The sequence below is a fragment of the Elusimicrobiota bacterium genome (assembly GCA_016722575.1).
Classification (GTDB): domain Bacteria; phylum Elusimicrobiota; class Elusimicrobia; order FEN-1173; family FEN-1173; genus JADKIY01.
The window spans coordinates 238,895-265,350 of the sequence record JADKIY010000002.1 but is presented as its reverse complement, the minus strand read 5'-3'; the positions used below and the strand labels follow the sequence as shown (position 1 = coordinate 265,350).

Annotated in this window: 20 protein-coding genes and 3 tRNA genes; all 23 read left to right on the top strand. The window is 62.0% G+C overall.

All coding sequences use genetic code 11. The features are described 5' to 3' along the window. The first annotated feature begins 411 nt into the window (after window positions 1-411). Window positions 412-483 (top strand) — tRNA-Thr (locus tag IPP68_04740). Between the two features lie 26 nt (window positions 484-509). Further along, entirely contained in the window at window positions 510-3,350 is a 2,841-nt protein-coding gene (locus IPP68_04735) for an O-antigen ligase family protein (GenBank protein MBL0349664.1), read from the top strand. A 75-nt stretch (window positions 3,351-3,425) separates the two neighbouring features. Next, the gene (locus IPP68_04730) at window positions 3,426-5,372 is read left to right on the top strand and encodes an O-antigen ligase family protein (protein MBL0349663.1); all 1,947 of its coding nucleotides are present in this window, start codon (window positions 3,426-3,428) and stop codon (window positions 5,370-5,372) included. Next, on the top strand, window positions 5,333-5,755 hold the full coding sequence (locus IPP68_04725; protein MBL0349662.1) for a tetratricopeptide repeat protein: 423 nt from the start codon (window positions 5,333-5,335) through the stop codon (window positions 5,753-5,755). Before IPP68_04730 ends, IPP68_04725 begins: the two co-directional genes overlap by 40 nt. Window positions 5,756-5,878: 123 nt before the next feature. Beyond that, window positions 5,879-7,732: a sensor histidine kinase gene (locus tag IPP68_04720; protein ID MBL0349661.1), complete on the top strand. Its 1,854-nt coding sequence runs from the start codon at window positions 5,879-5,881 to the stop codon at window positions 7,730-7,732. 64 nt (window positions 7,733-7,796) lie between these two features. After that, complete coding sequence (gene tkt / locus IPP68_04715) at window positions 7,797-9,839, top strand: transketolase (protein MBL0349660.1); 2,043 nt, start codon at window positions 7,797-7,799, stop codon at window positions 9,837-9,839. Then, entirely contained in the window at window positions 9,836-10,972 is a 1,137-nt protein-coding gene (tal, locus tag IPP68_04710; GenBank protein ID MBL0349659.1) for a transaldolase, read from the top strand. The genes tkt and tal overlap by 4 nt, the downstream gene beginning before the upstream one ends. After that, window positions 10,905-12,701, top strand: coding sequence for a glucose-6-phosphate isomerase (locus IPP68_04705; GenBank protein ID MBL0349658.1), 1,797 nt, complete (start codon window positions 10,905-10,907; stop codon window positions 12,699-12,701). The genes tal and IPP68_04705 overlap by 68 nt, the downstream gene beginning before the upstream one ends. Window positions 12,702-12,711: 10 nt before the next feature. Further along, window positions 12,712-13,620, top strand: coding sequence for a decarboxylating 6-phosphogluconate dehydrogenase (gene gnd / locus IPP68_04700; protein ID MBL0349657.1), 909 nt, complete (start codon window positions 12,712-12,714; stop codon window positions 13,618-13,620). Continuing rightward, the gene (zwf, locus tag IPP68_04695; GenBank protein ID MBL0349656.1) at window positions 13,559-15,154 is read left to right on the top strand and encodes a glucose-6-phosphate dehydrogenase; all 1,596 of its coding nucleotides are present in this window, start codon (window positions 13,559-13,561) and stop codon (window positions 15,152-15,154) included. Before gnd ends, zwf begins: the two co-directional genes overlap by 62 nt. Then, window positions 15,151-15,873 (top strand): 6-phosphogluconolactonase, encoded by a 723-nt coding sequence (pgl, locus tag IPP68_04690; protein MBL0349655.1) that lies wholly within the window; start codon window positions 15,151-15,153, stop codon window positions 15,871-15,873. Before zwf ends, pgl begins: the two co-directional genes overlap by 4 nt. A 113-nt stretch (window positions 15,874-15,986) precedes the next feature. After that, window positions 15,987-16,763 (top strand): triose-phosphate isomerase, encoded by a 777-nt coding sequence (locus tag IPP68_04685; GenBank protein ID MBL0349654.1) that lies wholly within the window; start codon window positions 15,987-15,989, stop codon window positions 16,761-16,763. Next, window positions 16,760-17,209: a ribose 5-phosphate isomerase B gene (rpiB, locus tag IPP68_04680; protein MBL0349653.1), complete on the top strand. Its 450-nt coding sequence runs from the start codon at window positions 16,760-16,762 to the stop codon at window positions 17,207-17,209. Before IPP68_04685 ends, rpiB begins: the two co-directional genes overlap by 4 nt. Beyond that, entirely contained in the window at window positions 17,206-17,619 is a 414-nt protein-coding gene (locus IPP68_04675) for a tetratricopeptide repeat protein (GenBank protein ID MBL0349652.1), read from the top strand. The genes rpiB and IPP68_04675 overlap by 4 nt, the downstream gene beginning before the upstream one ends. Then, on the top strand, window positions 17,612-18,163 hold the full coding sequence (locus IPP68_04670) for a hypothetical protein (protein MBL0349651.1): 552 nt from the start codon (window positions 17,612-17,614) through the stop codon (window positions 18,161-18,163). The genes IPP68_04675 and IPP68_04670 overlap by 8 nt, the downstream gene beginning before the upstream one ends. Before the next feature lie 344 nt (window positions 18,164-18,507). Then, window positions 18,508-19,590, top strand: coding sequence for a PilT/PilU family type 4a pilus ATPase (locus tag IPP68_04665; GenBank protein MBL0349650.1), 1,083 nt, complete (start codon window positions 18,508-18,510; stop codon window positions 19,588-19,590). Window positions 19,591-19,634: 44 nt separating this feature from the next. Continuing rightward, window positions 19,635-21,263, top strand: coding sequence for a hypothetical protein (locus IPP68_04660; protein MBL0349649.1), 1,629 nt, complete (start codon window positions 19,635-19,637; stop codon window positions 21,261-21,263). Between the two features lie 31 nt (window positions 21,264-21,294). Then, on the top strand, window positions 21,295-22,893 hold the full coding sequence (locus IPP68_04655; GenBank protein ID MBL0349648.1) for a chromosomal replication initiator protein DnaA: 1,599 nt from the start codon (window positions 21,295-21,297) through the stop codon (window positions 22,891-22,893). Between the two features lie 142 nt (window positions 22,894-23,035). After that, window positions 23,036-23,112: transfer RNA gene (locus IPP68_04650), tRNA-Cys, on the top strand. Between the two features lie 10 nt (window positions 23,113-23,122). After that, window positions 23,123-23,533, top strand: a complete 411-nt coding sequence (gene queF, locus IPP68_04645; GenBank protein ID MBL0349647.1) for an NADPH-dependent 7-cyano-7-deazaguanine reductase QueF — start codon at window positions 23,123-23,125, stop codon at window positions 23,531-23,533. Next, a complete protein-coding gene (locus tag IPP68_04640) occupies window positions 23,530-23,964 on the top strand; it encodes a hypothetical protein (GenBank protein MBL0349646.1) in 435 nt (144 codons plus the stop codon). Before queF ends, IPP68_04640 begins: the two co-directional genes overlap by 4 nt. Before the next feature lie 36 nt (window positions 23,965-24,000). Next, window positions 24,001-24,074, top strand: a tRNA-Val gene (locus IPP68_04635). Between the two features lie 439 nt (window positions 24,075-24,513). Next, entirely contained in the window at window positions 24,514-26,436 is a 1,923-nt protein-coding gene (locus IPP68_04630; GenBank protein ID MBL0349645.1) for a hypothetical protein, read from the top strand. Window positions 26,437-26,456 lie beyond the last annotated feature (20 nt).

Genomic DNA, 26,456 nt, shown 5'->3' with positions numbered 1-26,456 from the left:
TCAACGGCCGCGTCGCCCTTCGTGGGGGACGCGGCCGTTGGCATTGTCGGGGTCTTGGAATTAAGTTAACATCCTTTTTCCCCACGTGAAGACGATGGGGGGCGTCGCGGCCGGTCCTTTTGGGAAACATCAACGGTTCCAGGCCGGGTTGCCTTAGCTCCAGAAGCAAGGACCTTGCCGATAGGCATGGTCCCCTGATTGTCGGAAGGGGGCCGGCAGGCGGGCCCAGAAGGCCCGAATTCCCAAAGGCGCCGCCCTTGCTCAGAGCGCAAGGACCTTGCCGATAGGCATGGTCCCCTGGTTGTCGGAAGGGGGCCGGCAGGCGGGCCCAGAAGGCCCGAATTCTCAAAGGCGCCGCCCTTGCTCAGAGCGCAAGGACCGGCAGGCGGGCCCAGAAGGCCCGAATTCCCTGCCGAGGTAGCTCAACGGTAGAGCAATCGCTTCGTAAGCGATAGGTTGTGGGTTCAAATCCCATCCTCGGCTGATTTTTTAAAAAAAACGGTTCTTTTATGAAAAGCATCGAAACCAACGACCCGCTCACCACCCACCACAACGACCGTCCCTGGACCCCCGAGGGGTTGGCCGATTTGTTTTCCCGATTGGTGGCTTTCTCCCTGCCGATGACCTATTTTCTGGTCACGGTCTCCTTTTACCTTCGAACATACGATTCCGCCCAAATCAAAATAACTTTTGCCCAAATTGGCTGCGCCCTGGTAACGCTTTTTTGGGTTCTTCAATTGATTTTTGAGAAGCGCTGGCCTTTTTCCAAAGCCGATCTTCCCGTTGTTGCACCGTTTCTGGCCGTTCTCGCGTCGGGGTGCCTTTCCTACTTCCAATCCTCCTTCAAAGCCGGAAGCCTGGATGAATTTATTCGTCGGGTTTTTTACGTCTTGATGGCCTTGGTGGTGATCGCCGAATTTCGCGGTCTGGATCGGCAACGGCGCCTTTTTCGATGGCTATTGGCCTCCTTCGGCATCACCGTCCTCTATGGGTTTGTTCAATATTTTGACGGCCGCCTTTTTCCTCCGGGCGCGGGCGGGGTGGGGTTGGATCCGTTTATTTGGCGGCAGGCTTTCAGCTGGCGCGTTTTTTCCAGTTTCGGGAATCCCAACTTCTACGGAAATTTTTTGGTCATTGTGACCCCGGTGATCCTGGCGTTCTTTTTCAAAAATGGGGGGCGGCCCTTCCGCCCCTTCTTGTTGTTGGGCGTCCTCGTTCCTGTTGTGGTGTTGACCGATAAGTGGTTGTTGAACCAGTTCGGCGGCGTCACGGCCGCCACGCGTCCGTGGGTCGTGGTCGGTTTGTTGGCGGGGTTGGGGGTTGTTGGATTCTTGGTTTGGTGGCGAAGCGCCTCGGCCGCGGCTTCGGGGCTTTTGATTTTCTTCGCGGCCACTTTTGTCAATTTGTACGCCACGGAAACCAAGGGCGCCTGGGTGGGGTTCCTCGGGGCCATGGTGGCCACCGCGGTGTTGGTGGGGTTGTTCTTGGTGGGGCAACGGGCCCGGCGCGTCACCGTGGGTCTCCTCGTCCTGACCAGCGTGCTGGTTTTTTTTGGGAGCGCGGTGGTCCGCCGTTACGCCATTCAGCGCCGCCAATCGGTTGATTTTCGTGTGTTTACCTGGATTTCGACCTGGGACATGATTCGCCGCCAACCATGGCTGGGGACCGGAATCGGATCCTTTAAATGGTCCTACCCGGCCTACCGGCGCCCGGAAATCATTTTGTTGGAAGGCCGATCCAACACCGAAACGGATCACGCCGAGGACGAATATTTGGAAATCTGGTATGACGAAGGCCTGATCGGGTTCGGCGCCTTTTTGTGGTTGATTTTCGCCGTGAGTGTGTTGGGATTGAAAAATCTCAGGCGTCTGACCGCCGCCGGGCCCCGCGCGCCGCCCGCCGAGCCGTTTGAGGACCGGGTGTACAAGTCGATCGCCTATTTGGGGGCGTGGTGGGCGGCCCTTCTCCACTGGTTTATGGACGTGTCGGTCCGTTTTGTTTCGTCCGGTATTTTTTCCTTTCTTCTTCCGGGGTTGGTGGTTTCCTTGTGTCGGCACCACGGCCATCGGGAACGACAGGACGCTCCGTCGCCCAACGATCGGCGTCTCCGCTGGGGATTGGTCCTTTTCTGGGCCCTGGTGTTCTCCCACGGGATTATGGCCATTCCAAGCATTCGCGCGCGACCCTTGGGTCACCTCGTCGGTCTGGTCGTTTCGGTCGTGTTGATGGGCGGATTGGCCGAGTTGTTGGAATGGCGATTGGTTCCCGGGTCGGCCCCGATCCCGGCCACCGCCGGGGGGCGTCGTTTGTCCCCGGCCGCGTGGCAGTGGGCGTGCGCGGGGGGGGCCGTCCTTCTATGGGGAACGGCGTACGGGGTCTTTCGCAACTACTTCATCGCCGACATCAACCACAACGTCGGAATCTTCTTCTCGAAACAAGGGATGTGGACGCGTTCCTCCGAATTCGACGCGCGGGTCGCGGCCCCGGACTACCCTCCCGAAATGCGGCGGGAATACGAGGAACAAGGCGGCGCGCTGGAGCACTACGAAACCGTTTGCCGTTTGAACCCGAACTTTCCCATGGCGCGCTATTTTATCGGGAACGTTTACAACGATTGGGGCGCGGCGGTCATGGACCGGGCCAAGGAGTTGAAAAATCGCGGGGACGCGGCCGCGGCCGAGACCCTTCACCAACGGGCGGCCGACTATCTCGACAAGGCCCTGGCGGCCTACGGGGCGGTGAAAGCCTTTGCCCCCAATTACGTTCAGACCCATCATCAGGTGGGGCTCGTGTATTTGAAGAAAGCCGAAATGGAAAGCCTTTTCGGCGGGAAAACGAAAGCGGACGAGAATTGGGATAAAGCGCTGACGAATTTTGGATTTTATCATCGATTGGACCCCGTTTTTCCTCCCAATTATTACCGGGAATCCTACGTGCATTTCATGCGGGGCGATTACGAAAAGGCCGAAATGGCCTATCTCGGCGCTCTGACTTACAATTCGGAGAACGCCGTCGGGCGGGTTTATCACGATCGAAACGCCGAAACCTATTCCAATCTCGGCCGTCTTCATTATATTTTGCTGGTGAATCAAAACCCCGGTGTTTCCTGGTTGCCGGCCAATTCGCCGGAGTTCAAGAAAGCCGAGTCCTATTATTTGAAGGCCATGGACGAAGCCCGCCTTTCCGGTCGGGAGGACGAAGTGGGGTTTGAGCCCACGAAATCCTTGGCCGTCCTTTACAGTCGATCCAAATCGGGCGATCAGGCCAAATCTCTATGGCTGAAGTTGCGGGCGTGGAATCCCGAGGATCCCGACGTCCGCCGGGTTTTTTCTCCGCCGCCCGCTTCCTAGCCCTCCCCGATGGCCCTCCCGGGTCGCCCCGGGGCCCAGCGCCCCCTTCTCCTTGTTGCCGGTGTTCTTCACCTTTTGGCGCCCCTCCTTTTTTTCACCGACCGCACCCAGAACCCTTACCTCGTCCAGATTTGTTTGATTCACGCCGGTGTTTTTCTGGCGCTTTTGGCCGTGGCGTTTTTCATTTTTCGGGAAAAGCAGATTGTCTGGCAATCGACGGTCTTGGACCTTCCGGTTTTGGCCTTGGGGGTTGCGTCGGCGTTGACGTGGGGCGTCGCCGTTTATCGGGGGGGGATTTTGGCGCCTTCGCTGTACCACGAGGGGTTGCGCGGGGCCTTGTGGCTGTGGGGGAACGCGTTGGGGGTCTTTTTTTTGTCAACGCAGACGGCCCTTGAAGACCGATCTCAAAAGCTGCAAAACCTGATGATGGGGGTGGGGGGGGCGGCCGCCGTCTACGGTTTGATCCAATACGCCGGTTTTGACCCTCTCTGGCCCCACCCGGTGAACCCTTTTACGGGTCGGCCGGTCTCCACCTTCGGTAATCCCAATTTCTTGTCGACGGCGCTGGTGTTGTTGATTCCTCTGGCGCTTTGGAAAATGATGATCGCCCAGAAAAGGGGCGCCGTCTGCATCGCGGGGGGCCTTGCGCTCGTTTATTCGGCCGCGCTGCTCAGTACCATGACGCGTTCGTCCTATTTGGGAGGCTTGGTTTCGGGAAGTTTGTTTGTGTGGGGGTCCTGGGATTTGATTCGCTCTCGTCCGCGCCGATGGGGGGTATGGCTTTTGATTTTGGTCGCGTTGTTGGTCCTTTGGCCCAGCGGGCGTCTGGCTTCCGACGCACCAACCCCGGCCGCCCGGGTCCTCGAGCTCTGGAACGGAGTCGTCGGACAAAAAATTTACGCTTCCTGGCACCAGCGGCTTTTGATCTGGTCCTGCGCTTTGGACATGTGGCGTTCGCGGCCCTGGGGCGGAAACGGGTGGGGTTTGTTCGAGGTTTTTTTTCCATTTTTCCAAGGCCGCTATTTGTCCGATCCCCTTTTCGGGGGGTTCCGCACCCACGCGAACAACGCGCACCAACTGGTCCTGGAATGGGGGTCTCAAACCGGCCTCCTCGGGGTGGGGATCTTGTTGTGGTTGGTCGTGACCGCCGTCGGCCTTCAGCGGTCCCGCCGCGCCGGGCCCTCCGATCAGCGATGGTCCGGCGCCGCCCGGTGGGCCGGTCTGGTCGGCGCGGGGGTGGACAACTTTTTTGGGAATGTGTCCCTGTTTTTTGCCGTTCCCTGCTTTCTTTTCTGTTGGGTGGGGGGGCAATGGGCCGTCGGTCGAACTCCAAATGCAAAATGTTGGCGTTTCTCCGCCGCCGTCTCGACCGTTTTGGCCCTGTCGATGACCGGCATCGCCGCGGCCGGTCTTTGGCGGGAATGGGGGGTGTGGCGGGCGGCGGAGTGCCATCTGCGGGCCCTTCGCGAAATTCAGTCCGGAGCGACGTCCCGGGCGGAGGAATCCCTTTTGGAATCGCGTCAATGGTTTGCGGGGGACGTGCACAGCGCCTACGAGCGGGGGAACCTTTACGCCCGCCGGGCCCGGTGGGCCGCTGAAAAACAATTGCCATCGGAAAAGGAAGAAAACGAGACGCGGGCCCTGGAAGCCTATGGGGAAGCCTTGGCCGCGAACGCCGGGTACGACGAAATCTATTTTAATCGAGCCGGCCTCTGGCTTGAACGCGGGGACACGGGATCGGCGATCCGCGACTACCGAATGTCCCTTTTGATCAATCCCTTGAACGTGGACGCGTACGGGGCCTCGCCGCCCTGTGGGAACGCCGGCCGCCGTCGAGCGACGCGCTTCGGGATTTGTACGAACGCGCTGTTTCCTATTTTCCCGCCCGCGCTGAATTTTGGCAGGGACTGGCCCGCTGGCGCGAAAAAACCGGCGACGCGGACGGGGCTCGACGGGCGGCCGCCGACGGTGTGCGGGTCGATTTGGATTCCACCGAAGGATGGGCGGCTCTCCGGCGTTTGAGCCCGGGCGGATTCCCCGCCGATTTGGCCCCGGTTCCGGACCTGTTGAAGCAAATCCGGCGGGACGCGACCGCCGCCCGTTGGGATTCCGCCCGGCGGGCGGCGGAAATATTGCGCCGGCGGGTCCCCCAAAGCCCCCTGGGCCGGTTGATCCTCGCGGATTTGGCGTCCCGGCAAGGGGATTGGTCCGTCGCGGTTTCGGAATACCGGGCCTTCCTCAACGACGAACCGCGGCATCGGGACGCCCGATTGAATTTGGCCGCCGCGTTGGCCGCTATGGGAAAACGAAAAGAGGCCCGGGAGCTACTGGAATCCTTGCGCGCGGATTTCCCGGCGGACCCCGGGGTACGGGACCGCCTCGCCGCGTTCCAGGAAACACCTTGACAGACGGGCGTCGACGTGTGAAAATAAAGATCCACCTATGACGGAAAAAAACGCTCGGCGGCCGCACGGAGCTCTTCTCCCGCGGCCGTTTTTTATTGGGCGGGTCGGCGGGGGGCGCGCGACGTGTCGTTTTTAATCCGAACCGGGTCCTCCCGTCCGGCCCTTCGGCCCAGTCTCCGTTCGCGCCTCCTCACCTTTTTTTCCCTGTGCGTCGGGGGACCGGCCTTGCTCACGGGTCTGTTGGCCTACGCCACGGTGCGGGCGTCCCTGGTGGCCTCGAGCCTCCGGGAACAACGGGAACTGGCCCGCCGCCTGGCGGACCGCGTGGCCGGGCACGTGGAAAGCACGCAACGAGGCCTTCTCACCTTGGCGACCCAGGGTCGACTTCACCAGGTGAAGCCGCGCCAGCAGCTCAGCGCCCTTCGGGAACTGTTGGCCAATTACCCCGACATGATGGAGATTTCCCTTTACGACGGTCGCGGAAACGGGTTGGTGCGGGCCGCGCGGCGAAACGGCCGATTGGTCTGGGGGCCGGATACGTCCCGCCGAGCCGGGCGCGACGAATTTGAAAAAGCGGCCCAGGGGCGCCCGTACATCGGCCCCGTTTTTTTTACCGACCGCGACCGCATTCCCCAAATGTTTCTTTCCGTGCCCACGGGGTCCGGCCACGGCGTTTTATTGGCGCGCCTTTCCCTGGGCAGCATGTGGACCCTGGTGGCGGAGGCCGCTTCGCCGTCCATGCAGGCGGCGGTGGTGGACCGGGAAGGGCATTTGCTCGCGCACGTGGATTCGGCCCGCGTTCTCGGTCACGAGAATTGGATCGGCCGACCGGGGGTGCGGTCCTATTTGACCCCCGCGAACGCCCCCGCCTTGACGTCGTTTGTCTGGGGGGAAGAAAAGGACCGGAGCCAGGTGGTTCTCCAGCGGGTTCCCGCCTTGGGGTGGGCGACCCTGGTGGAGGCGCCCGTGGAACGGGTGTTGGCCCCGGTTCGCCGATTCGGCACGCGGCTCGCCCTGATCGTCGGGGCGCTGGGCGCTTTGTTTTGGTTCATCGGCTGGACGCTGGTGGATCGCATCCTCCACCCTCTTCGGGGGTTGGAGGAGGGCTTGGGGCGCATCGGCCGGGGCGAATTGTCCCATCGCCTGGACATCCGCACCGGCGATGAGCTGCAACGGGTGGCGGAAGCCTTGAACGCCATGGCCGCCTCCCTGGAGGGGTTGGAAAAGATCAAACGGGATTTGACCCACATGATCGTCCACGATTTAAAAAATCCCCTCACCGGCCTCTTGGGCAGCCTGGAATACGTGACGGTCGTCGCCAAGGACAACCTGACGCCGGAACAGAAAAAACTTCTCAGCCTCGGGGCCAAGTCCGGCCGGGAGCTCCTCCGCCTGATCCAAAACCTGCTGGACCTGGCCAAGATGGAGGAAGGCCGCTTGGAATTGCGGCGGGAGCCGGTGTCTCTCCTCGAATTGGCGGGTCAATGCGTGGACGATTTGGAAGCCGCCATTTTGAAGGAAAACAAAGTCATTTCCGTCGAGGTCGACAAGGACCTGCCCAAAGCCTGGGCCGACCGGGATTTGATTCATCGCGTCCTGGCCAATCTGTTGACGAACGCGCTCAAGCACACGCCCGTCGGGACGGAGATTTCCATCCACGTGGGGGTTTCGGCGGACCGGTCGCGCTTGGTGATGAGCGTGAAAGACAACGGGGACGGCATTCCGCCCGAGTTTCGAGCGAAGATCTTTGAGAAATTCAGTCAGGCCGAAGGAAAAAAACAAAACTACCGGGTGGGCAGCGGCCTCGGATTGACCTTTTGCAAGATGGTCGTCGAAGCCCACGGCGGCGAGATTTGGGTGGATTCGGTCCCGGGGCGCGGCAGTGAATTTTTCGTCAGTCTTCCCGAAGCCCCCAAGTCGGTTCCGGCCTCCGCCGAACGCCCCGCGTCGACGCCCGGCCTCGTTCCGACCCGTTGACCCAAGGTTTTCGACCGCCCCCCAGACAGACCACCGCCGAAGTTGTATAATTCGGCTTTCCGTTATGGCCACCACCACTCCCTCCGTCGATGTCGATGCGCTGAGCGTCAACGCCTTGCGCTTTTTGGCCGTGGACGCCGTTGAAAAGGCGAATTCCGGCCATCCGGGCACCCCCATGGAAGCCGCCCCGCTCGGCCACGTTCTCTGGACGAAAATCCTTCGGCACAATCCCAAAAATCCCGCCTGGCCCAACCGGGACCGCTTCGTTCTTTCCGCCGGGCACGCGTCGATGCTTCTTTACGGTTTGCTCCATTTGACCGGGTACGACCTGTCCTTGGAGGATCTCAAGCAATTTCGGCAGTGGGGAAGCCGGACCCCCGGGCACCCGGAATTCGGCCACACCGCCGGGGTGGAAACCACCACCGGGCCCCTCGGGCAGGGCTTCGCCACGGGTCTCGGCATGGCGCTCGCGGAGCGTTGGCTGGCCGCTAAATTCAACCGGCCGGGTTTCCCGATCGTGGATCACCGCGTGTACGCCTTTGTCAGCGACGGCGATTTGATGGAGGGCGTGGCGAGCGAAGCCGCCTCCTTGGCGGGCCATCTGCGGTTGGGGAAGTTGACGTATCTTTACTTGGACAATCGCATCACCATCGAAGGCTCCACGGAATTGGCCTTCACCGAAAACGTGGGGAAGCGCTTCGAGTCCTACGGGTGGAACGTTTTGTACCTTCCCGACGTGAACAACCTCGCCGCCGTGGAAGCGGCGTTTCGCGCGGCCGACGCCGAAACGGATCGTCCCAGGTTGATTGTGGCCCGCACGCACATCGGTTTCGGGAGCCCCCACAAGCAGGATTCCGCCGAGGCCCACGGCGCTCCCCTGGGCCGGGAAGAAGTCAAACTCACGAAAGCGAATTTGGGTTGGCCCGCCGACGCCGATTTTCTTGTTCCCGACGCCGTTCGCGCCCACATGGGGCGATCGGTGGAACGGGGCGCCGCTCTTGAAGCCGAGTGGAATTCGTTGTTTGAACGCTACCGTTCGCAGCACCCCGATCTGGCGAAGGAGTGGGACGCGTTGAGCCGTTCACCGCTTCCCGCGGGGTGGACCGACCGGCTTCCGGTGTTTAAAGCGGGGGAGGGCTTGGCGACGCGCCAGGCCTCCGGGAAAGTTCTCAACGCCCTGGCGCCGGTGCTCTCCACCTTGATCGGCGGATCGGCCGATCTCGCCCCTTCGAACAACACCCGTTTGGAAAACGGGGGCGACGTCAGCGACAAGAACCCCGGAGGACGAAATATCCACTTCGGCATCCGCGAACACGCCATGGGGGCCTTGTTGAACGGGTTGGCCGTGGATTCCCGTTTCCTGCCCTTCGGCGCGACCTTTCTTGTCTTTGCGGACTACCTGCGGCCCGCCATTCGGTTGGCGGCCTTGATGAAACTGGGCGTGGTTTACGTTTTCACCCACGACAGCGTGGGGGTGGGGGAGGATGGGCCGACGCACCAACCCATCGAACATTTGGCGGCGCTGCGTTCGATTCCCAACCTGTGCGTCCTTCGGCCCGCGGACGCCAACGAAACCGCCTGGGCGTGGCGGGTGGCTTTGGAGCGACGCACGGGCCCCACGGCCTTGATCCTTTCGCGGCAAAAATTACCCGTTGTCGATCGAACCCTTTTCGCGTCGGCCGACGGCGTGGCCCGGGGCGCCTACCGCCTCACCCGAACCCCGGCCGATCCCGAGGTGCTCCTCTTGGCGTCCGGCTCCGAAGTGCCGTTGGCCTTGGCCGCGTCCGAACGGTTGGCCCAGGAAGGCGTTCGGGCGGGGGTGGTCAGTTTTCCATCCTGGGAGCTTTTTGAGGCCCAGCCCGAGGCCTATCGGCGGGGGGTTTTACCGCCGTCGATCAAAGCCCGGGTGGTGGTGGAAGCGGGCGTGTCCCAGGGCTGGTCCCGCTACGCGGGCGACCACGGGGAGATGGTGACGATCGACCATTTCGGCGCCTCGGCGCCGGGCGACACGGTCATGGCCCAATTTGGATTTACGGTGGAGAACGTGGCGCGCGCGGCGAAGACGGCGTTGGCGCGGGCGCGCGACGCAAAGAGGGGGACGGAATGAGCCGACTTGAACAGCTGGCGGCGCGCGGGCAAAGCGTGTGGCTGGACAATATTACGCGGGGGATGCTTCTCTCCGGCGAATTAAAAACACTCATCGCCCAGGGGGTCCGGGGGCTGACCTCGAACCCGACCATTTTTGAAAAAGCGATCGCCACGGGGGCCGAATACGACGAGCCCCTTCGGCGCCTTTTGGCCCAAAAATTGACGGTGGAGGACATCGTCGAGCGGCTGGTCGTGGAGGACATTCGCGGGGCCGCCGACCTGTTCCGACCCCTGTACGATCGAACTTCGGGGGAAGACGGCTTCGTCTCCATCGAAGTGTCTCCGTTGCACGCCCGGAACACCGACGCCACGTTGGCCGAAGCGCGTCGCCTGTGGAAATGGGTGGACCGTCCCAACGTGATGATCAAAATCCCGGCCACCCGGGAAGGCCTTCCCGCCATCCAACGCTGCCTGACCGACGGCATCAACATCAACGTGACCCTTATTTTTTCCTTGGAACGTTACGACGAAGTCATTCAGGCCTATCGCGCGGCCCTGGAATCCCGGGCCCAGCAGGGGTTGGGCGTCGGGGTGGCCAGCGTGGCGAGTTTTTTCATCAGCCGCATCGATAGCTCCGTGGACAAGTTAATCCAGGAAAAAATTCAAACGTCCCCCAGCGCCAAGGAAAAAGACGCGTTGTTGGAGCTCCTGGGCAAAGTGGCCATCGCCAACGCGAAGGCGGCCTACCGGCTGTTTCGAAAGCGGTTCGCGGATGAAAAATTCGCCGCGTTGCGCACGCTCGGGGCGCGCCCCCAGCGGCCTCTTTGGGCCAGCACCGGAACCAAAAACCCCCATTATTCCGATGTGCTTTACCTGGACCAACTCATCGGCGCTTCGACCGTCAACACCGTGCCCCCCGCGACCCTCGCGGCGTTTTTGGATCACGGGCAAGTGGCCGACACCTTGGAGGCCGACGCGGACGAGGCGTTGAAGGCTCTCGAGCGGCTCAAAGCCGCGAAAATCGATTTGCGGCGGGTGACCGAAACGCTGGAGGCCGAAGGGGTGCGGTTGTTCGCCGAATCCTATGAAAAACTGCTCGCCAGCCTCCGCGCCAAAAAATTGGCCCTCGAACTGGCCGCCGCCAAAGGATGATCCCGTGAAAACCAAAAACGTTCCCGTGGGCCTGCCCGCCCAATTGCCCGGCATCGATTTGCCCGACGCCTTGGGGGAATTGAAGGAAGAAAACGTTCCGCAGCGTCTGTGGGCGAAGGACCCATCGCTTTGGAAATCCGACCCCCAAATTCAAAACACGATTCGAAACCGGTTGGGCTGGCTGGACTTGCCGTCGGTCATGGGCAGCGCGGTGGCGGAATTGGCCGCCTTTGCCGCCGAAGTTCGGCGGGCCGGCATCAAGGACGTTGTGCTGCTCGGCATGGGCGGTTCGAGCCTCTGTCCCGAAGTTCTGCGTCAGGTGATTGGGGCCCGGGCGGGGTCTCCGCGCTTGTCGGTTCTCGACACCACCGACCCCGGCGCGATCCTGGCGGTGGCGAAGGCCGTCAATCTTCGGAAGGCGCTTTTTATCGTTTCCAGCAAGTCCGGGGGAACGATCGAGGTCAATTCCTTGTTCCGCTATTTTTGGGCCAAGGTGGAGGCCGTTCAAAAAACCAAGACGGGGGCTTCCTTCGTGGCGGTCACCGACCCGGGCACGACGTTGGAGCGGCTGGCCAAAGAAAAGAAATTCCGTCGGGTGTTCCTGGCCCCGCCGGACGTGGGCGGGCGTTACTCGGCCCTGACTTATTTCGGCCTGGTGCCGGCGGCTCTTCTCGGCATCGATGTGAAACGGTTTTTGGAACGGGCGGCGCGGGTCGCCAACGAATCGGGTCCCGGGCAGGATCCGTCGGAAAATCCGTCGGTTTGGCTGGGCGCCGTTTTGGGCGCGGCGGCCGAAGCCGGGCGGGACAAGGTGACTCTTTGGACGGCGCCGGAGTTGCGCGCTTTTGGAATCTGGGCCGAGCAATTGATCGCCGAAAGCACCGGCAAAGAAGGCACGGGATTGGTCCCCGCCGAAAACGAGCCGGTGCCCCCCGCCGAAATCGACGGGCGCGACCGCGTGTTCGTTTATTTGGGACTTAAGGGATCCAAGGGGACCGGGCCGGCGCTCAAGGCGCTGGCCGCGATGGAAAAGGCGGGCCACCCCGTCGTTCGTCTCGAATTGTCCGACCGTTACGATTTGGCCGGGGAATTTTTCCGTTGGGAAATGGCGACGGCGGTGGCCGGTCAATTGATGGGCATCAATCCCTTCGATGAGCCGAACGTGTCGGAAAGCAAGGCCAACACCACGCGCATCCTCGCCCAGTTCGAAGCGGCCCGGGCGTTGCCCGAGGAGGCGCCCGCCGTGACGGAGAAGGGCGTTTCCCTCTGGTCCACGGGGAAGGTTCGCGGGGATTCCCCGAGCGCGGTTCTCGGCGATTTCCTTTCGGCCACGCGCCCGGGGGATTACGTGGCCCTCATGGCCTACGTGACCCCGGACAAAGCGCGCACGGCGGCGCTTCAGGGTCTTCGCCGGCGGGTGGGGAAAATCACGGGGCGCGCTACGACTTTGGGGTTCGGCCCCCGGTTCCTGCATTCCACCGGACAGCTCCACAAAGGCGGGGCGGCCAACGGGGTGTTCATTCAGATCACCGCCGCGGACGCGGCCGACGCCGTCGTGCCGGGCGCGGGGTATGGGTTCACCACCCTCAAGATGGCCCAGGCCCTGGGCGATTTTCAATCTTTGCGGGAACACGGTCGTCGAGCCGTACGGATTCATCTTTCCAAAAACGCGACGCGCGATCTGGCCGCTTTAACCGGGAAAATCAAAGCCCCCGTTTCCGCCGCGTAAAGGATCGTCCATGGACATCGGTTTCGTCGGCCTCGGACGCATGGGGGCCAACATGGTGGAACGCCTTCTTCGCGGCGGCCACCGGGTCGTCGCTTACAACCGCTCGCCGGAAAAAACCCGTGAAATCATGACCAAAGGCGCCGAGGGCATTTTTGCCTTGGCGGATTTCGCCAAAACGCTCAAACCGCCCCGCGCCGTCTGGGTCATGGTCCCCTCGGGGGACGCCACCGAAACCACCATCAACGAATTGGGCAAAATTCTAACCCCCGGCGACCTCGTGGTGGACGGCGGGAATTCCCGCCACTCCGATTCCCGACGTCGATCGGACTCCCTGACCGCGCGGGGATTCTCCTTCGTCGATTCCGGAACCTCCGGCGGGGTTTGGGGGTTGCAAAACGGGTATTGCCTGATGGTGGGGGGAACCCCGGCGGACATCGCGCGCCTGGCCCCGATTTTTTCCACGTTGGCGCCGCCCAACGGGTGGTTGCATTGCGGTCCCGCCGGGTCCGGCCACTTCGTTAAAATGGTTCACAACGGCATTGAATACGCGATGATGCAGGGCTACGCCGAAGGGTTTGAAATCCTTCGCGCCTCGCCCTACGCCCTGGATTTGGGGCGCATTTCACATTTGTGGAATCAGGGGAGCGTCGTCCGCTCCTGGCTGCTGGAACTGGCCGAACGGGCTTTCGCCAAGGACAAAGACCTTTCCGGGTTGATGGATTTCGTCCAAGACTCCGGCGAAGGCCGCTGGACGGTGGAACAAGCCATTGAAACCGGCGTTCCCGCGCCGACCATCGCCCTGTCGTTGTTCGCCCGGTTTTCCTCCCAACAACCCGAATCCTTCGCCGGCAAAGTGCTTGCCGCCTTGCGTCAGGAATTCGGCGGTCACCCCGTTAAATCCAAGAGCCCGGGCGCATGAGCCGACCGCGGGGGAAGGTTCTCCGCGCGGACGCTCCCATCGCCGCGTCCGCCCCCCGGGTCTCCCCTGCGGCATCGTCATCTTCGGCGCCTCCGGTGATTTGGCCGAACGCAAGCTTTTCCCGTCCTTGTTCAATCTCCGATCGGGCGGTTTCCTCCCCCCCGAATTTTTCGCCCTCGGCACCGGCCGCACGGATTTGACGGACGAGGCCTTTCGCCTTCACGTGGCCGAGGCGTTGAAAAGCATTCTCAAATCGCCGCCGTCCCCGGCGGAGGCGGCCTCCTTCCTCGCCCACTTTTACTACCAGCGACTGGATTACGGGGACCCGGAAGGTTACCGTCGGCTGGCGGCCCGGTTGGACGACCTGGAAACCCGCCACCGCACCCGAGGAAACCGACTGCATTATTTGTCGATCCCGCCCAGCCTCTACGAAACGGTGGTGGAACGGCTGGGCGCGGCGGGCCTCTCCCGGGGAGGGCGCGGCGGGTGGGCCCGGGTGATCGTTGAGAAACCCTTCGGCCGGGACGCTTCCTCGGCCCGGGTGCTGTCGGGAAAAGTGTGGAAGGTCTTCAACGAGGATCAAATTTACCGGATCGATCATTACCTGGGAAAAGAAACCGTCCAAAACATCCTGGTTCTTCGGTTCGCCAATATTTTCTTTGAGCCCGTTTGGAACCGGAATTACGTGGACCACGTGGAAATCACCGTCGCCGAAGACATCGGCATCGGCCACCGCGCGGGTTATTACGAGGAAGCCGGCGTTTTGCGGGACATGTTTCAAAACCATTTGTTTCAGCTCCTGTGCATCACCGCCATGGAAGCGCCGTCCGGGTTCGAGGCGGACCGTGTTCGGGACGAAAAATCAAAATTGCTGCGGGCGGTGCGCCCCTTCGAGGCGGACCGTTTGGAGTCGGTGGCGGTGCGGGGGCAATACGGTCGGGGCGACGTCGCCGGTGTTCTGCAACGGGCCTACCTGGAGGAGCCGGGGGTCTCGGCGCGGTCCACCACGGAAACTTTTGCGGCGTTGAAGGTGTCGATCGACAATTGGCGGTGGGAAGGCGTTCCGTTTTATCTCCGGTCCGGCAAGCGCTTGGCGCAGAGGTTGACGGAAATCGTGGTTCAATTCAAGCGCATCCCCCACCTGATGTTCCATCCCCTTCGCGCGGAGGACCTCTCGGCGAATCGGTTGGTTCTGCGCATTCAACCCGAAGAAGGGCTTTCCCTCACCGTGGAGACCAAGCGGCCGGGACCGGCGTTGAGTTTGGGCACGGTCGGAATGGATTTTTCCTACGAACACGTTTTTGGGGAATCGCCGGAAGCCTACGAGCGCCTCTTCTTGGACGCCATGGCGGGCGATCAGACCCTTTTTACCCGATCGGATTGGGTCGATCTGTCCTGGTCGCTGTTGACCCCGGTGCTGGAGCGTTGGGGCGACGCCGGACCCCCGCCCCTCTACGCCTCCGGAACCTGGGGGCCCCCCGAAGCGGATCGTCTGCTCGCGGCTCAAGGCCATCGGTGGAGCAACGGAAAATGAGCGCCCCGACGCGGCGGATTTTTTCCACCCCCGCGGATTTGGCCCGGGCGGCCGCGGACCGGGTGGCCGAACTGCTTCGTCGACGCGCCGCCCAATCGAAGGTCCTCTCGCTCGTTTTGACGGGGGGACGAACCCCCGATCTTTTGTATCAACGCTTGTTCGACCCCCGCCGGACGCCCGGGGTCCCCTGGGCCAAGATCCATCTGTTTTGGGGCGACGAACGGATGGTCCCTTTCCGCGACCCCGCCAGCAACGCCGGAAACGCCCGTAAAGCCTTTGGGCGAAAACCGCCGATTCCCCGGTCCCGGCAACACCCCTTTTTCACCGTTCCCGGCCGATCCGTCGACGATGCCCGCCGGTTTGAATCCCATCTCCGCCGTTGGTTTCGGGGACGCCGACCGGACGTGGTCTTGCTGGGGGTGGGGGAGGATGGCCACACGGCTTCGTTGTTCCCGGGGGCTCCGGCTTTGGCGGCAAAACGCCGTTGGGTCCTGCCGGTGGAGGACGCGCCCAAACCGCCCCCTCGTCGGTTGACGCTCACCCTGCCCTTCTTCAATCGGGCGCGCCACGTGCTTTTTCTGGTTCGCGGGGGGGATAAAAGGGAAGTTCTCCGCCGAGTCTGGTCCCGCCGCGGGAGGACCCTCCCGGCCGCCCGGGTTCGGCCGTCCCGGGGTACCGTGGAGTGGTTTGTGGACCGCCCGGCCTTTCCCGGGGGGTAGCCCGGCGTCCGGCCCCTTCGGACGATGCCCCATTGCTCCGACGGAAAAGATGTTCTAGAATACCTGACAGAAACGCCCTTCTTTATACTTTGCCGTTCCTCAAAGGAGTTTTTATGCCCCGTCGCGCCTTAATGGCCGGAAATTGGAAAATGCACAAAACCATCGCGGAATCCGTCGATTTGGTGAACGCCTTGAAATCCCAATCCGGGTCCTGGTCGGACCGGGACGTCCTCGTGTGCCCGCCCTTTACGGCCTTGGCGGGGGCCGCCCAGGCCGCTCGCGGAACGTCCGTTCAAGTCGGAGCCCAGAACATGAACGACAATCTCCAGGGCGCCTTTACCGGGGAGATCTCGGCCGGGATGATCAAAGACGCCGGCGCGACCCACGTCATTGTCGGCCATTCGGAGCGACGCCAGATCTACGGGGAGTCCGACGCTTTGATCAACAAGAAAACAAAAGTGGCCTTGGACAACGGATTGGTTCCCATTGTCTGCGTCGGGGAAACCCTCGCCGAACGGGAGGGGGGCAAAACCTTTTCCGTGGTTGAAACTCAAATCAACGGGGGCTTAAAGGGTCTGACCGCGGAGCAGGCCCTCCGCCTTGTGATCGCCTACGAGCCCGTCTGGGCCATCGGCACCGGGAAAACCGCCACCCCGGCGCAAGCCCAGGAGGTTCACGCTTTCATCCGCCGCCGATTGGACGCCCTCTTCGGTCCCAAAACGGCCGACGCCCTCCGAATCCTTTACGGCGGCTCGGTCAAACCCGACAACATCGACCAGCTGATGGCCGAGCCCGACATCGACGGCGGTTTGGTCGGCGGCGCCAGCCTGAAAGCCGAGGATTTCCTCCGCATCGTCCGGTTCAACGCCCCGGCGGCTTCCCGGGCGTGAAAATCGCCCTCGGTTCCGATCACGCCGGGTTCGCCGGAAAAACCGCCCTGCTCCAGGCCCTGCGGCGGGCCGGGCACCGGGTTGTGGACGTGGGACCCATCACCGGGGACCGAGTGGATTATCCCGATTTTGCGGCCGCGGTGGGGCGCGCCGTGGCTTCCGGCCGGGCGGACCGGGGGGTGTTGGTCTGCGGGTCCGGGATCGGGATGGCCATCGCCGCGAATAAAATCCGCGGGGTTCGGGCCGCCGTTGTTTGGTCGGAGAAAACCGCGGCCCTGGCCGCCGCGCACAACCGAGCGAACGTTCTCAGCGTCGGCGGGCGTCTTTTTCGCACGGCGCGGTTGATCCGTCTCGTCCAAATATGGCTGAAAACCCCCTTCGAGGGGGGGCGGCACGCCGGGCGAATTGAAAAAATCACCGCCCTCGAAAAGGGGCGAATCCGATGAAAATTTCGGTCGCCGTTTTTTCGTTGATCCTGTTGGCCGGGGTCGGCCACGCCGAAAGCGCCCAAGACCTGTTGCAGCAGGGCCTGGCCGAGGTTCGAGGCGGGGACGTCGATCGGGGCCTGTCCACCCTGCGTCGCGCCGCGCAATTGGACCCGGGAAACGCCTCGATCTTGATCACCCTGGGTTTGACCGCCCAGGAGGCGCGGCGTTACGACGACGCCCGGGACGCCTTGGAACGGGCCCTGCAGCGGGCTCCTCGATCGGAAACGGCCCTCTATAATCTCGCCATGGTTTACGAAAAGTTACGGGATTGGTCCCGGGCCCGGGACGCCTGGACGCGTTTTTTGGCTTTGTCCCCTTCGTCGGATCTCAAGGAAATCGCCCAACGGCACGTGGATCGTCTTGAATAAATTCGTCCTCGCCACGCTCTTTTTCCTGTCGGCCGGGTGTTTGGCGCCGGCCCGCGTGGCCACGTTGCCCGGGGTTGATTTCTCCCGCGTCAAGACCATCGCCGTTTTGGATCCCGACCGGGAAGAACTGCGGGGGATCACCGACGAATTCGTGCGGCAACTGATGGCCCGGGGATTCACCCTTCGGGTCGGGAGCGAAGGAGTTCCCGCCCCCGACGCTTTGCTTCAAGTCAACGTCGGCCGTATGATCCCCGACAAGAAATATTTGATCCCCATCCGGTCCAAAGACGGCCAGGACGTCCTGGTTTTGAACCCCGTCACCGAGATTTCAGGCCGAAGCCTCTATCCCTCCGCGACCACGGCGGGGGTCCAGGACGCCCAAGTGGTTGTTTCCAACGCCACGCTTTCGTTGTCCGTTCGTTTGTTGGATCCGGTGAGCCGAAACGTCTGGTGGACCGGCGCCATGACGTATGAGGGGCTGGATTTGGACGCCGCGGTGGAGGGGTCGGTGACCGCCTTATTAAAGAGGTTTCCGACCCCCTAGGATTCTTGTTTTTGCGCGTTAAAAAGGGTTGAAACCGCTGATTTCATAGTGCATACTGAATGGGCTTCGGGGGGTGTGTTTGCAACGTGTCGGCCAGGGGTCCAAGACCGGAATTTTTTTCTCCGAGGGGGTTCGGGACGCGGGAATCAGGGCGAAATGGGCGGAAAAGGGGTTCCCGAAGCGCTTGGGGGAAAAACACGGTTTCTTCGACGGTTGTGGGAAACCCGAGGGCGTGGTAAAATAGATGTTTCGGAATTGTAACAGGAGCTTCGCGCGACGTTGGGGGCGTGAGGAACGACCCGCTCCCGCGCGGCGAGCGACCAATCGCATCAAGGAGGTCTTCGGTGGCCGTTGACATCAACAAGCTTTTTCAAACAATGATCCGAAGCGGCATTTCGGACATCCACTTCAAGGCGGGAACGCCGCCCATGGTGCGTATGCATGGGCGTTTGATGTCGTCCGGCTTCAACAAGATGGCGCCGGAACACATCGAGGAATTGGCCAACCTCCTGATGAGCGAGGAGCAACGAAAATCTTTTCAACGGGAAAGCGAATTGGACATGTCCTACCACGTGCCGGACCTGTCCCGGTTCCGCGTCAATATTTACCGGCAAAAAGGGTCCGTGGCGCTGTCCCTGCGGGTCGTCCCCCTGCAGGCCAAAACCTTCGAGGAATTGAATCTCCCGACGGACACGATGAAAAAGATTTGCACGAACACCCGGGGCATGATCCTGGTGGCGGGCATCACCGGGGCGGGGAAAACGACGACCCTGAACTCCATGGTGGACTACATCAACAAGAACTACGCCTACAACATGATCACCATCGAGGACCCCATCGAGTATTACCACGCCAACGAAAAATCCTCCATCGCCCAGCGCGAAGTGGGGAACGACACGCCGTCTTTCGCCTCGGCGGTCAAGCATTTGCTCCGCCAGGACCCCGACGTGGTGGTGCTGGGGGAAATGCGGGACGCGGAATCGATCCAGGCCGGCATCACCGCCGCGGAAACCGGCCACCTGGTGCTGGGCACCATTCACACCATGGACGCCGCCCAAACCATGGGGCGCCTTTTGGAATCCTACCATCCGGCCGAACAGGCCGGCGCCAAAGCCCGCATCGCCAACGTGTTGAAGGGCATCGTCGCTCAGCGGCTCCTGGAATCGGCCGACGGCCGGGACCGTTTTCCCGCGACGGAGATTTTGGTCGTCACCTCCTTGATCCGGAAACTGCTGATGGAAGATAAATTTCCGGAAGTGAACAAGGCCATCGAGCAGGGCCAGTACTACGGAATGCATTCCTTCGACCAGGACATCATCCGTTTGTTCAACGAACGGAAAATCACGAAGGAAGAGGCCCTGGACGCCTCCACGAACCCCGATGATTTGCTGGTCAAAATGAACACCCTCCGCCTGGGGGACATGTAGGCCCACGCGCCCCGTCCATGGCGATGGCTGAGGAGAGTCGTTGAATGTCCATTGAGCGTTGGGAAATGCTTTTGTCTTCCCGGGCGGACCGGTATATCCTTAAAATCCGCGGCGCCAAGGCCGACGTCGATAAGATTGTCGCCTCCAATCCCCGTGTCTGCCAAGACGCCCAAGAAATCTCCGATGCCGTCTTCCAATGGGTGATTTTCGTCGTCGACGCCAATCAAGCCGAACGGCTCGCCATCCAAAACCAGTTGATCGCCATGACCGCGGATCCCGCGGTCGGACCCCAAGCCTCCTTCGATTTGAGCGAAATGTTGACGGGGTTGAGCGACGCTCTTGAAAATTTGACCAATTTAACCGCCGAAGAACAGGCGTTCGTGGCGAAAAAATTGAAAGAGGTCCAGGAACGGGACGCCGCCGTTCCTCCCCTGCATCCTCTACGACCGGCAATCGCGCCGGGGAATCCCGCGGCGCCCGGGAAAGGGTCCGCCCCGACGGCCGCGCCTCCACCAGCGGTTCCAAACGGAGCCCCGGCCAACCCCACCGTTCGTCCGGCCGCGCCGACGCCGCCGATTTCCAAGCCCCCGGCGGCCTCTCCGGTTCCTCCGGTGCCCCCGTTGGCTCCCCGGGTTCCCGTCGCGGGCGCTCCGCCGGTCGCGCCCCCGCCGCCCAAAGCGCCCCCGGTCGGGGGAATGCCGTTGCCGCCGCGACCCGCCGCGCCCACTCCCCCGGTTGTTAAGTCCCCTCCCGAGAAACCGGTGGAGCCCATGATCGACCATGGATTTGCATCGATCGGCGGGCCGGCCCCGGTTCCGCCCCCCGCGCCGCCAAAGACTCCGCCCGCCGCGACGCCGCCGACCGCGCCGGCCCCCCCGGCGGCGATTCGCTCCGATGTCCCGACGATGCCGGGGGAAATCGTATTGGACATCGGGATCGACGACGCCCTCCCCCTGCCGGTGCCGGAGGCCAAACCGTCTCCGCCCCGAAACGATTTGACGGCGATCTTGAAAGCGCCGCCCCCGGGCAAGCCCGCGGCCGAGCCGCCCCTGGGGGTTGGAATCGAACCCATGTCGACGACTCCGACGACACCGGGACCAAAATCGCCCCCCGCGCCGACGGCGACCCCGCCTCCTTTGCCGATACCAACCGTGCCCCCCGCGCCGCCGACGCCGCCCGTGGCTCCCGTGGCCGCGCCGCCTTCTCCGGTGGCGCCGCCGCCCCCCACGCCTCCTCCGCCCCCCGTGCGAGAACCCAAGGTGGTGGTGGAGTTAAAAACCCCGGAGGATTCCACGTTTAAAACAGCGATTTTCTTCCCCCAGGGAGGAGACGCGCCGAAACAAAAATTCCTCACCACGATAATGGACATGGCCCAAAAGAAATCAAAAAAACCCATGTTCTTTCATATCGTGCACTCCCAGGCCACGAGCATTACGTCCGACAACGCCGTGGAATGGATCTGGACCGCCAAAGCCCAAGGGGCGGATTGCTTTTTCGTCATCCTGCCGCCGGACATTCTGCCGGACTTCATGGAGGGCATCGTGGCGGAAGCCCGCCAGGCGGGCCTTCGTTGTTTCCTGATCCCGCAGGCCGAAATTGGATCCAAACTCCTTTACATGGATTTAATGGTGGAACTCATGCTGATTAAAAGGAAACCGAAAACCACGTCATGACTCTTCTTGAATCGATTTCATCGAGACGGGCTTGGCGCGCGCGCGCGGCCGGAAAGGGCAAGCGGTGACCGTGGCCCCTCCCGATTCCGCCCAGGGGTCCGGCGACACCCGCCTGATTCCGTCCTACACGTTTGAGGAATTCGTCATCGGGCCTCACAACCGCTTTCCCCACGCGGCGGCGTTGGCCGTGTCCGAAAATTTAGGCAAAGCCTACAACCCTCTTTTCATATACGGTCCGGTCGGCATCGGAAAAACGCATTTGATGCAGGCGGTCGGCCACCGGGTGCTTCAGCGGGACTCGAAAACCCGCGTCCTCTACGTCACCGCCCAGCAGTTTATGTCGGAAGTCATTGAATTGCTTCAGGCGGGCAACTTGAACGCCCTTCGGGAGCGTTACCGGGCCTTGGACCTGCTTCTGGTCGACGATATTCAATTCTTGGCCACGTCGGAGGCCACGCAAGAGGAATTTTTTCACATGTTCAATGATTTGCATTCGGCCGGCAAGCAAATCATCATGACGTCCGATCGCCCGCCCAAAATGCTGACCACCTTGGAAGACCGCCTTCGCAGTCGATTTGAATGGGGCCTCATCGCCGACATTAAGCACACCAATTTGGAAACGCGCGTCGCCATCCTCCGGAAAAAAGAAGGGCATCTCAAAGGCGTTCGTTTAGCCGACGACATTCGGATTTACATCGCCAGCCGGCTTAAATCCAACATTCGGGAACTGGAGGGATTTTTACGCCGGGTTCAGGCCTATTCCCAGCTCAACAACCAGGACGTGACCTTGGTGCTGGTCAAGGAAATCATGAAGGAACTATTGCCGCCCGAAGAGTGGGTGGACGATCCCGTCGTGGAGGAACCGGCCCCGATGGAGTCGGCCCCCGCGCCCGCGGAGGAACCGGCCCCGTTGGAGTCGGCCCCCGCGCCCGCGGAACCCGAGGCCGCGTTGGAGTCTTTGCCCGCGGCGGAGCCCCCGATTGAAGCGCGGCCTTCCGTCCCGGAGGAAGGGGCTCCCGGTTTGGCACTCCCCGAGGTGCCTTCGGAGCCAGAGACCCCCGCTCCCCTCGGGCAGGAATTCGACAACGCCATGGCGGGCATCGGGTCCTCGTTGGAATTGGGGGGGGGCGACGCCCCGGCCGAGGCCCCAATGGCGTCGGCGGCGGAAGCTCCCGGATCGTCCAATTTCGTCAAAGGAGAGGACGAACAGGTGGTGGCGGTTCCCTCCAACCCCGGGGACATCCCCGTGGTGTTCTTTTTCCCGACGGGAAAAGAAAAAGAACTGGGCCAAATGAAAAAGAAATTCGGGGACATCATCCGCAAGCACAAACTTAAATTTTCCCTGTTTCCGGCCTTGGAAGTCCCCTACCCCATGGACAGTTCGTTGTCCTACGAGTTGTTCTCCACCAAATGCAAACGCGCCGGCGTCATGATCGCCGTCGTGCTCGGCCCCTCGCCGGACGGGACCTTGGGGGAGGCCGTCTTTTTTCATCGGCTCCAGGAACTTTTTGAGCAGCAGGATTTGTCCCTCCAGCTGATTCCGTGGGACGAGTTGGCAAAGGACTACCGCTTTTTAAACCTCGCCCTGGACATTACGCTTCTCCGCATCAAACAAAAAGGCAAACCTTAATCACGGGCTTCTCTTCCCGGTGGGATCGAACGATCGGTTTCGATCGCCGACGGGATAAGAGGGGCGGAGTTCGGTGCGCCCCGTTGGCTTGCGGGGGGGGCCGGGAACTTCGTATCATGGGGTTGTTACGGATGCCCCTTTTGGTGCGGTACCCAAGTGGCCTAAGGGGGAAGTCTGCAAAACTTCTATTCGCCGGTTCAAATCCGGCCCGCACCTCCAATATCTCAACGTGAGCCAAAAGTCGCGAGCCTACACACCCACCCACGCGCGTTCGGGCGTGGGGGACAAGTTGCCGGAGATCGAATGCTGGGAGAATCAATTTCCCGGTTACACGATCGAGTTGATTTTTCCGGAATTCACGTCGGTGTGTCCGAAGACGGGCCTCCCGGATTTCGGCACTCTGGTGATCCGCTACGCGCCGGACCGTTGGTGTTTGGAAACCAAATCGTTGAAAATGTATTTGAACGCCTTTCGGGATTTGGGCATTTTTACGGAAAACGTGGTCAATCGGGTATTGGCCTCGGTGGTGAAGGACGCGAAGCCCCGGTGGGCGGTCGTCGAAGGGCGGTTTTCCGCCCGCGGCGGGATTGAAGCGCGCATCGCGGCGTCGCACGGGAAGGTCCCCCAGGAGGGAAAATGAAAAAACTCATCAGCGCGCTCGGTTTGGCGTCGGTTTCTTTCTCGTCGGTCTTCGCGGGTTGCGAGCCCGGTCACGGCATGGGCCTGATGGGCGCCGGCATGAAATGCGGAATGGGAGCCCCTCAAGGTCACGGGGTGAGCGGCGTGGCGCTTTATTTGGCGACTCTCGGGTTGGGGTATTGGCTCCTGCGGTTGGCCGAACAAGAAAACAAGAAAATTTTGAAAAACGTGGGTCGTTTTGTCAGCGCGGTGATCCTCGTGGTGAGTCTTTTCGGATTGCTCTGCCGCGCCGGGGCGGGCCTTTGCCGCCGAAGCTGTGAATCCAAAAAAGCCGCCATGGCCCATTGCCCCTTCCCGGGGTCGACGGGCGCCGAGGGGGCGGAAAGCAACGCGCCCGAGAACGAAGGCGAATCCCCCGCTCCCAAGAATTAACCCGCCGCCCTCCGGGGCGTCGTGGAGTCGAATTTCGCTCGGTTAGCTCAGTTGGTTAGAGTACCTCCTTGACATGGAGGGGGTCACAGGTTCGAGTCCTGTACCGAGCAGATTTGCGGGACCCCCACCGGGGGTCCGGCAAACCGGATGGGTTCCAAGGCGAGGACCTCCCGCGGTTGACGCGGAAGTTCGCGGTTGGAGCGGACGACGAAGACGTCCGCCTAAAAGGGCGGAGTCCTCCCAACAAAGGCCGGGGGCCGTTGTCCTGTACCGAGCCGGTTTGCGAGGTCCCCACCGGGGGTCCGGCAAAACGGATGGGTTCCAAGGCGAGGACCTCCCGCGGTTGACGCGGAGGTTCGCGGTTGGAGCGGACGACGAAGACGTCCGCCTGGAAAGGGCGGAGTGCGCTCAACCGAGGCCGGGAATTCGGTGCGAGGCCGCGGCGTTTCTCGTGGACTTGCTTCCCGGAGCCCCGCAGCCACCGCCTCCTTGGCCCATGACCAGGCTCGAAACTTCTCTTAATCGCGCTCCCCGCTCCGGGGTTGACCTATGAAAATCCATCGAACGGGCTTTGTCGTCGGCGTTGTCGCCGGCTTGGCGCTGCTTTGTTGGCGGCGCTATTTTTTCAACGGTCTGCTTCCCGTGGACGGCAACACCTTGACCTACTCCTTTCCGCTTTGGTCCTTTTTTCACAAATCCGCGACTCATTTCCAATGGCCCTTTTGGAATCCATTAAAAAATATGGGCGAGCCCTTTCTGGCCGATCCGCAAACGATGGCCTTGTACCCGCTTCGGTGGTTGACGGCGTTTTTCCCAACGTACGCGGCTTTTTGGGGCGCGTGGATCTTGTTGCACACGGCCCTTTCGGCCGGGTTCGGGGCCGCGTGGATCCATCGCGTCACGGGGGACACGTGGGCCGCTCGAACGGCCGCCTTGTTGTTTGCCGCGAATGGTTTTTTCCTGGGCCGGGGGTTGTTTCCCAATCATTTTGCCGCCGCGGCCTGGCTTCCCGTCGTTCTCTACGGCGCTTCCTTGAAATCCTCCCGGGGAGTCGGGATGGCGTTGGGCCTCCAGTGGTTGGCCGGTTATCCGCCCTTTTTCCTATTGACCGTCGGGGTGGTGGGCCTGGTCGCGTTTCCCCGCCGACGGGCCGACGCCGCGTTCTGGTTGCGGGTTTCCTTGTGGTTCGCCGGCCTATCGGCCGTTCAGTGGGTCCCCTTTATGGAACTCTTTTTGCGATCCAGTCGCCCTTTGATTTTGGCCGTCGACCAGGCTTTGGAGTTTTCGCTTCCGGTCAAACAATTGGCCGTTGAAATGTTCGGTCCGGCCTGGTCCTGGTGGTACACGGAGCTAAAAGGCGACCCCGTCATGGTTTCGTTCTATATCGGTCTTCTGCCCACCCTCCTTTGCGTTCGTTCCCTGCTGGCGGGCGGGCGGGGCCAGGGGCGGTGGGTGGCATTGGTTGTCCTTGCTTTTATCCTGTCGCTGGGGGGACTCGGGTGGGGACACTGGCTCCTGTCGCCTTTGCGGGTGGCGCGCTATCCCGCCAACTGGCTGTTGGTTTTAACCGCGGGCGCCATTTATCTTGCGAGCGTTGAAATCGGACGGTGGTCCTCTGTGAAAAGGAAAGGGGCGGCGTTTCTCTTCGTCGCCGCGGATTTGCTGGCTTATGGTTTGGCCCCCCGCCACCGCTGGGCTCGGCCGGAAATCTTGAGCGACATCCCTCCCCTCGCCGCGCGTTTGGCCGGGCCCGATGCCGGGCGCATCTACCACACGCCCCGGTTCGTGCGTTTGGCCCCGCGTTCGACTTTGACGGACGAGTCGGATTTTCAACGGATGCGCGATTTGCTGGTCCCGTCCCTGGGCACGGCCTACGGGGTGGCGGAAGTGGACAGTTACCAGGTTTTGCTCTTGCGATCCACCGAGCGATTTCAAGCCCGGCTCTTCCGGGCCGGAAAATCCGCGCCCGAGGCCCGCGCGGCCGCCATCGGGTGCGTGGTCGATGCCGACCCCGCGTCCGATCGGGTGGCCGAGAACAACACGCGGGTCGCCGTGTTGGACCAACCGGCCCCGCGCGTGTCCGCCCGGGGGGATGTTCGGATTCTCTCGGTAAGTCGTCCCCGGCCCGAGCGCCTGGAATGTCGATACACGGCCGGTGGCCCCGGGGAAATCGATTTCTCCGAGGCCTATTTTCCGGGGTGGCGAGCGGCGATCGACGGCCGTTCCGCCCCCCTGCGTTTGAAGGACGACGTGTTTATGTGTGTGTCCGTTCCTTCGGGGGAGCACGCGCTTGTTTTTCGATTCGTCCCCGTTTCGTTTTGGGCGGGGCTTGTATTGTCGATGTTGTCATTGGCCTTGGCCGTCGGTTGGCGGGGCCGCGGGGCCGGGGGGCTCGCGGGCGCGCCGCTCCGGGCCGAAGGACCGCCCACCGGATTTCGTTTGTTTTGGTTTTTGCGGGAACGCATCGGATAAGCTAAAATGGAACTTCCAAA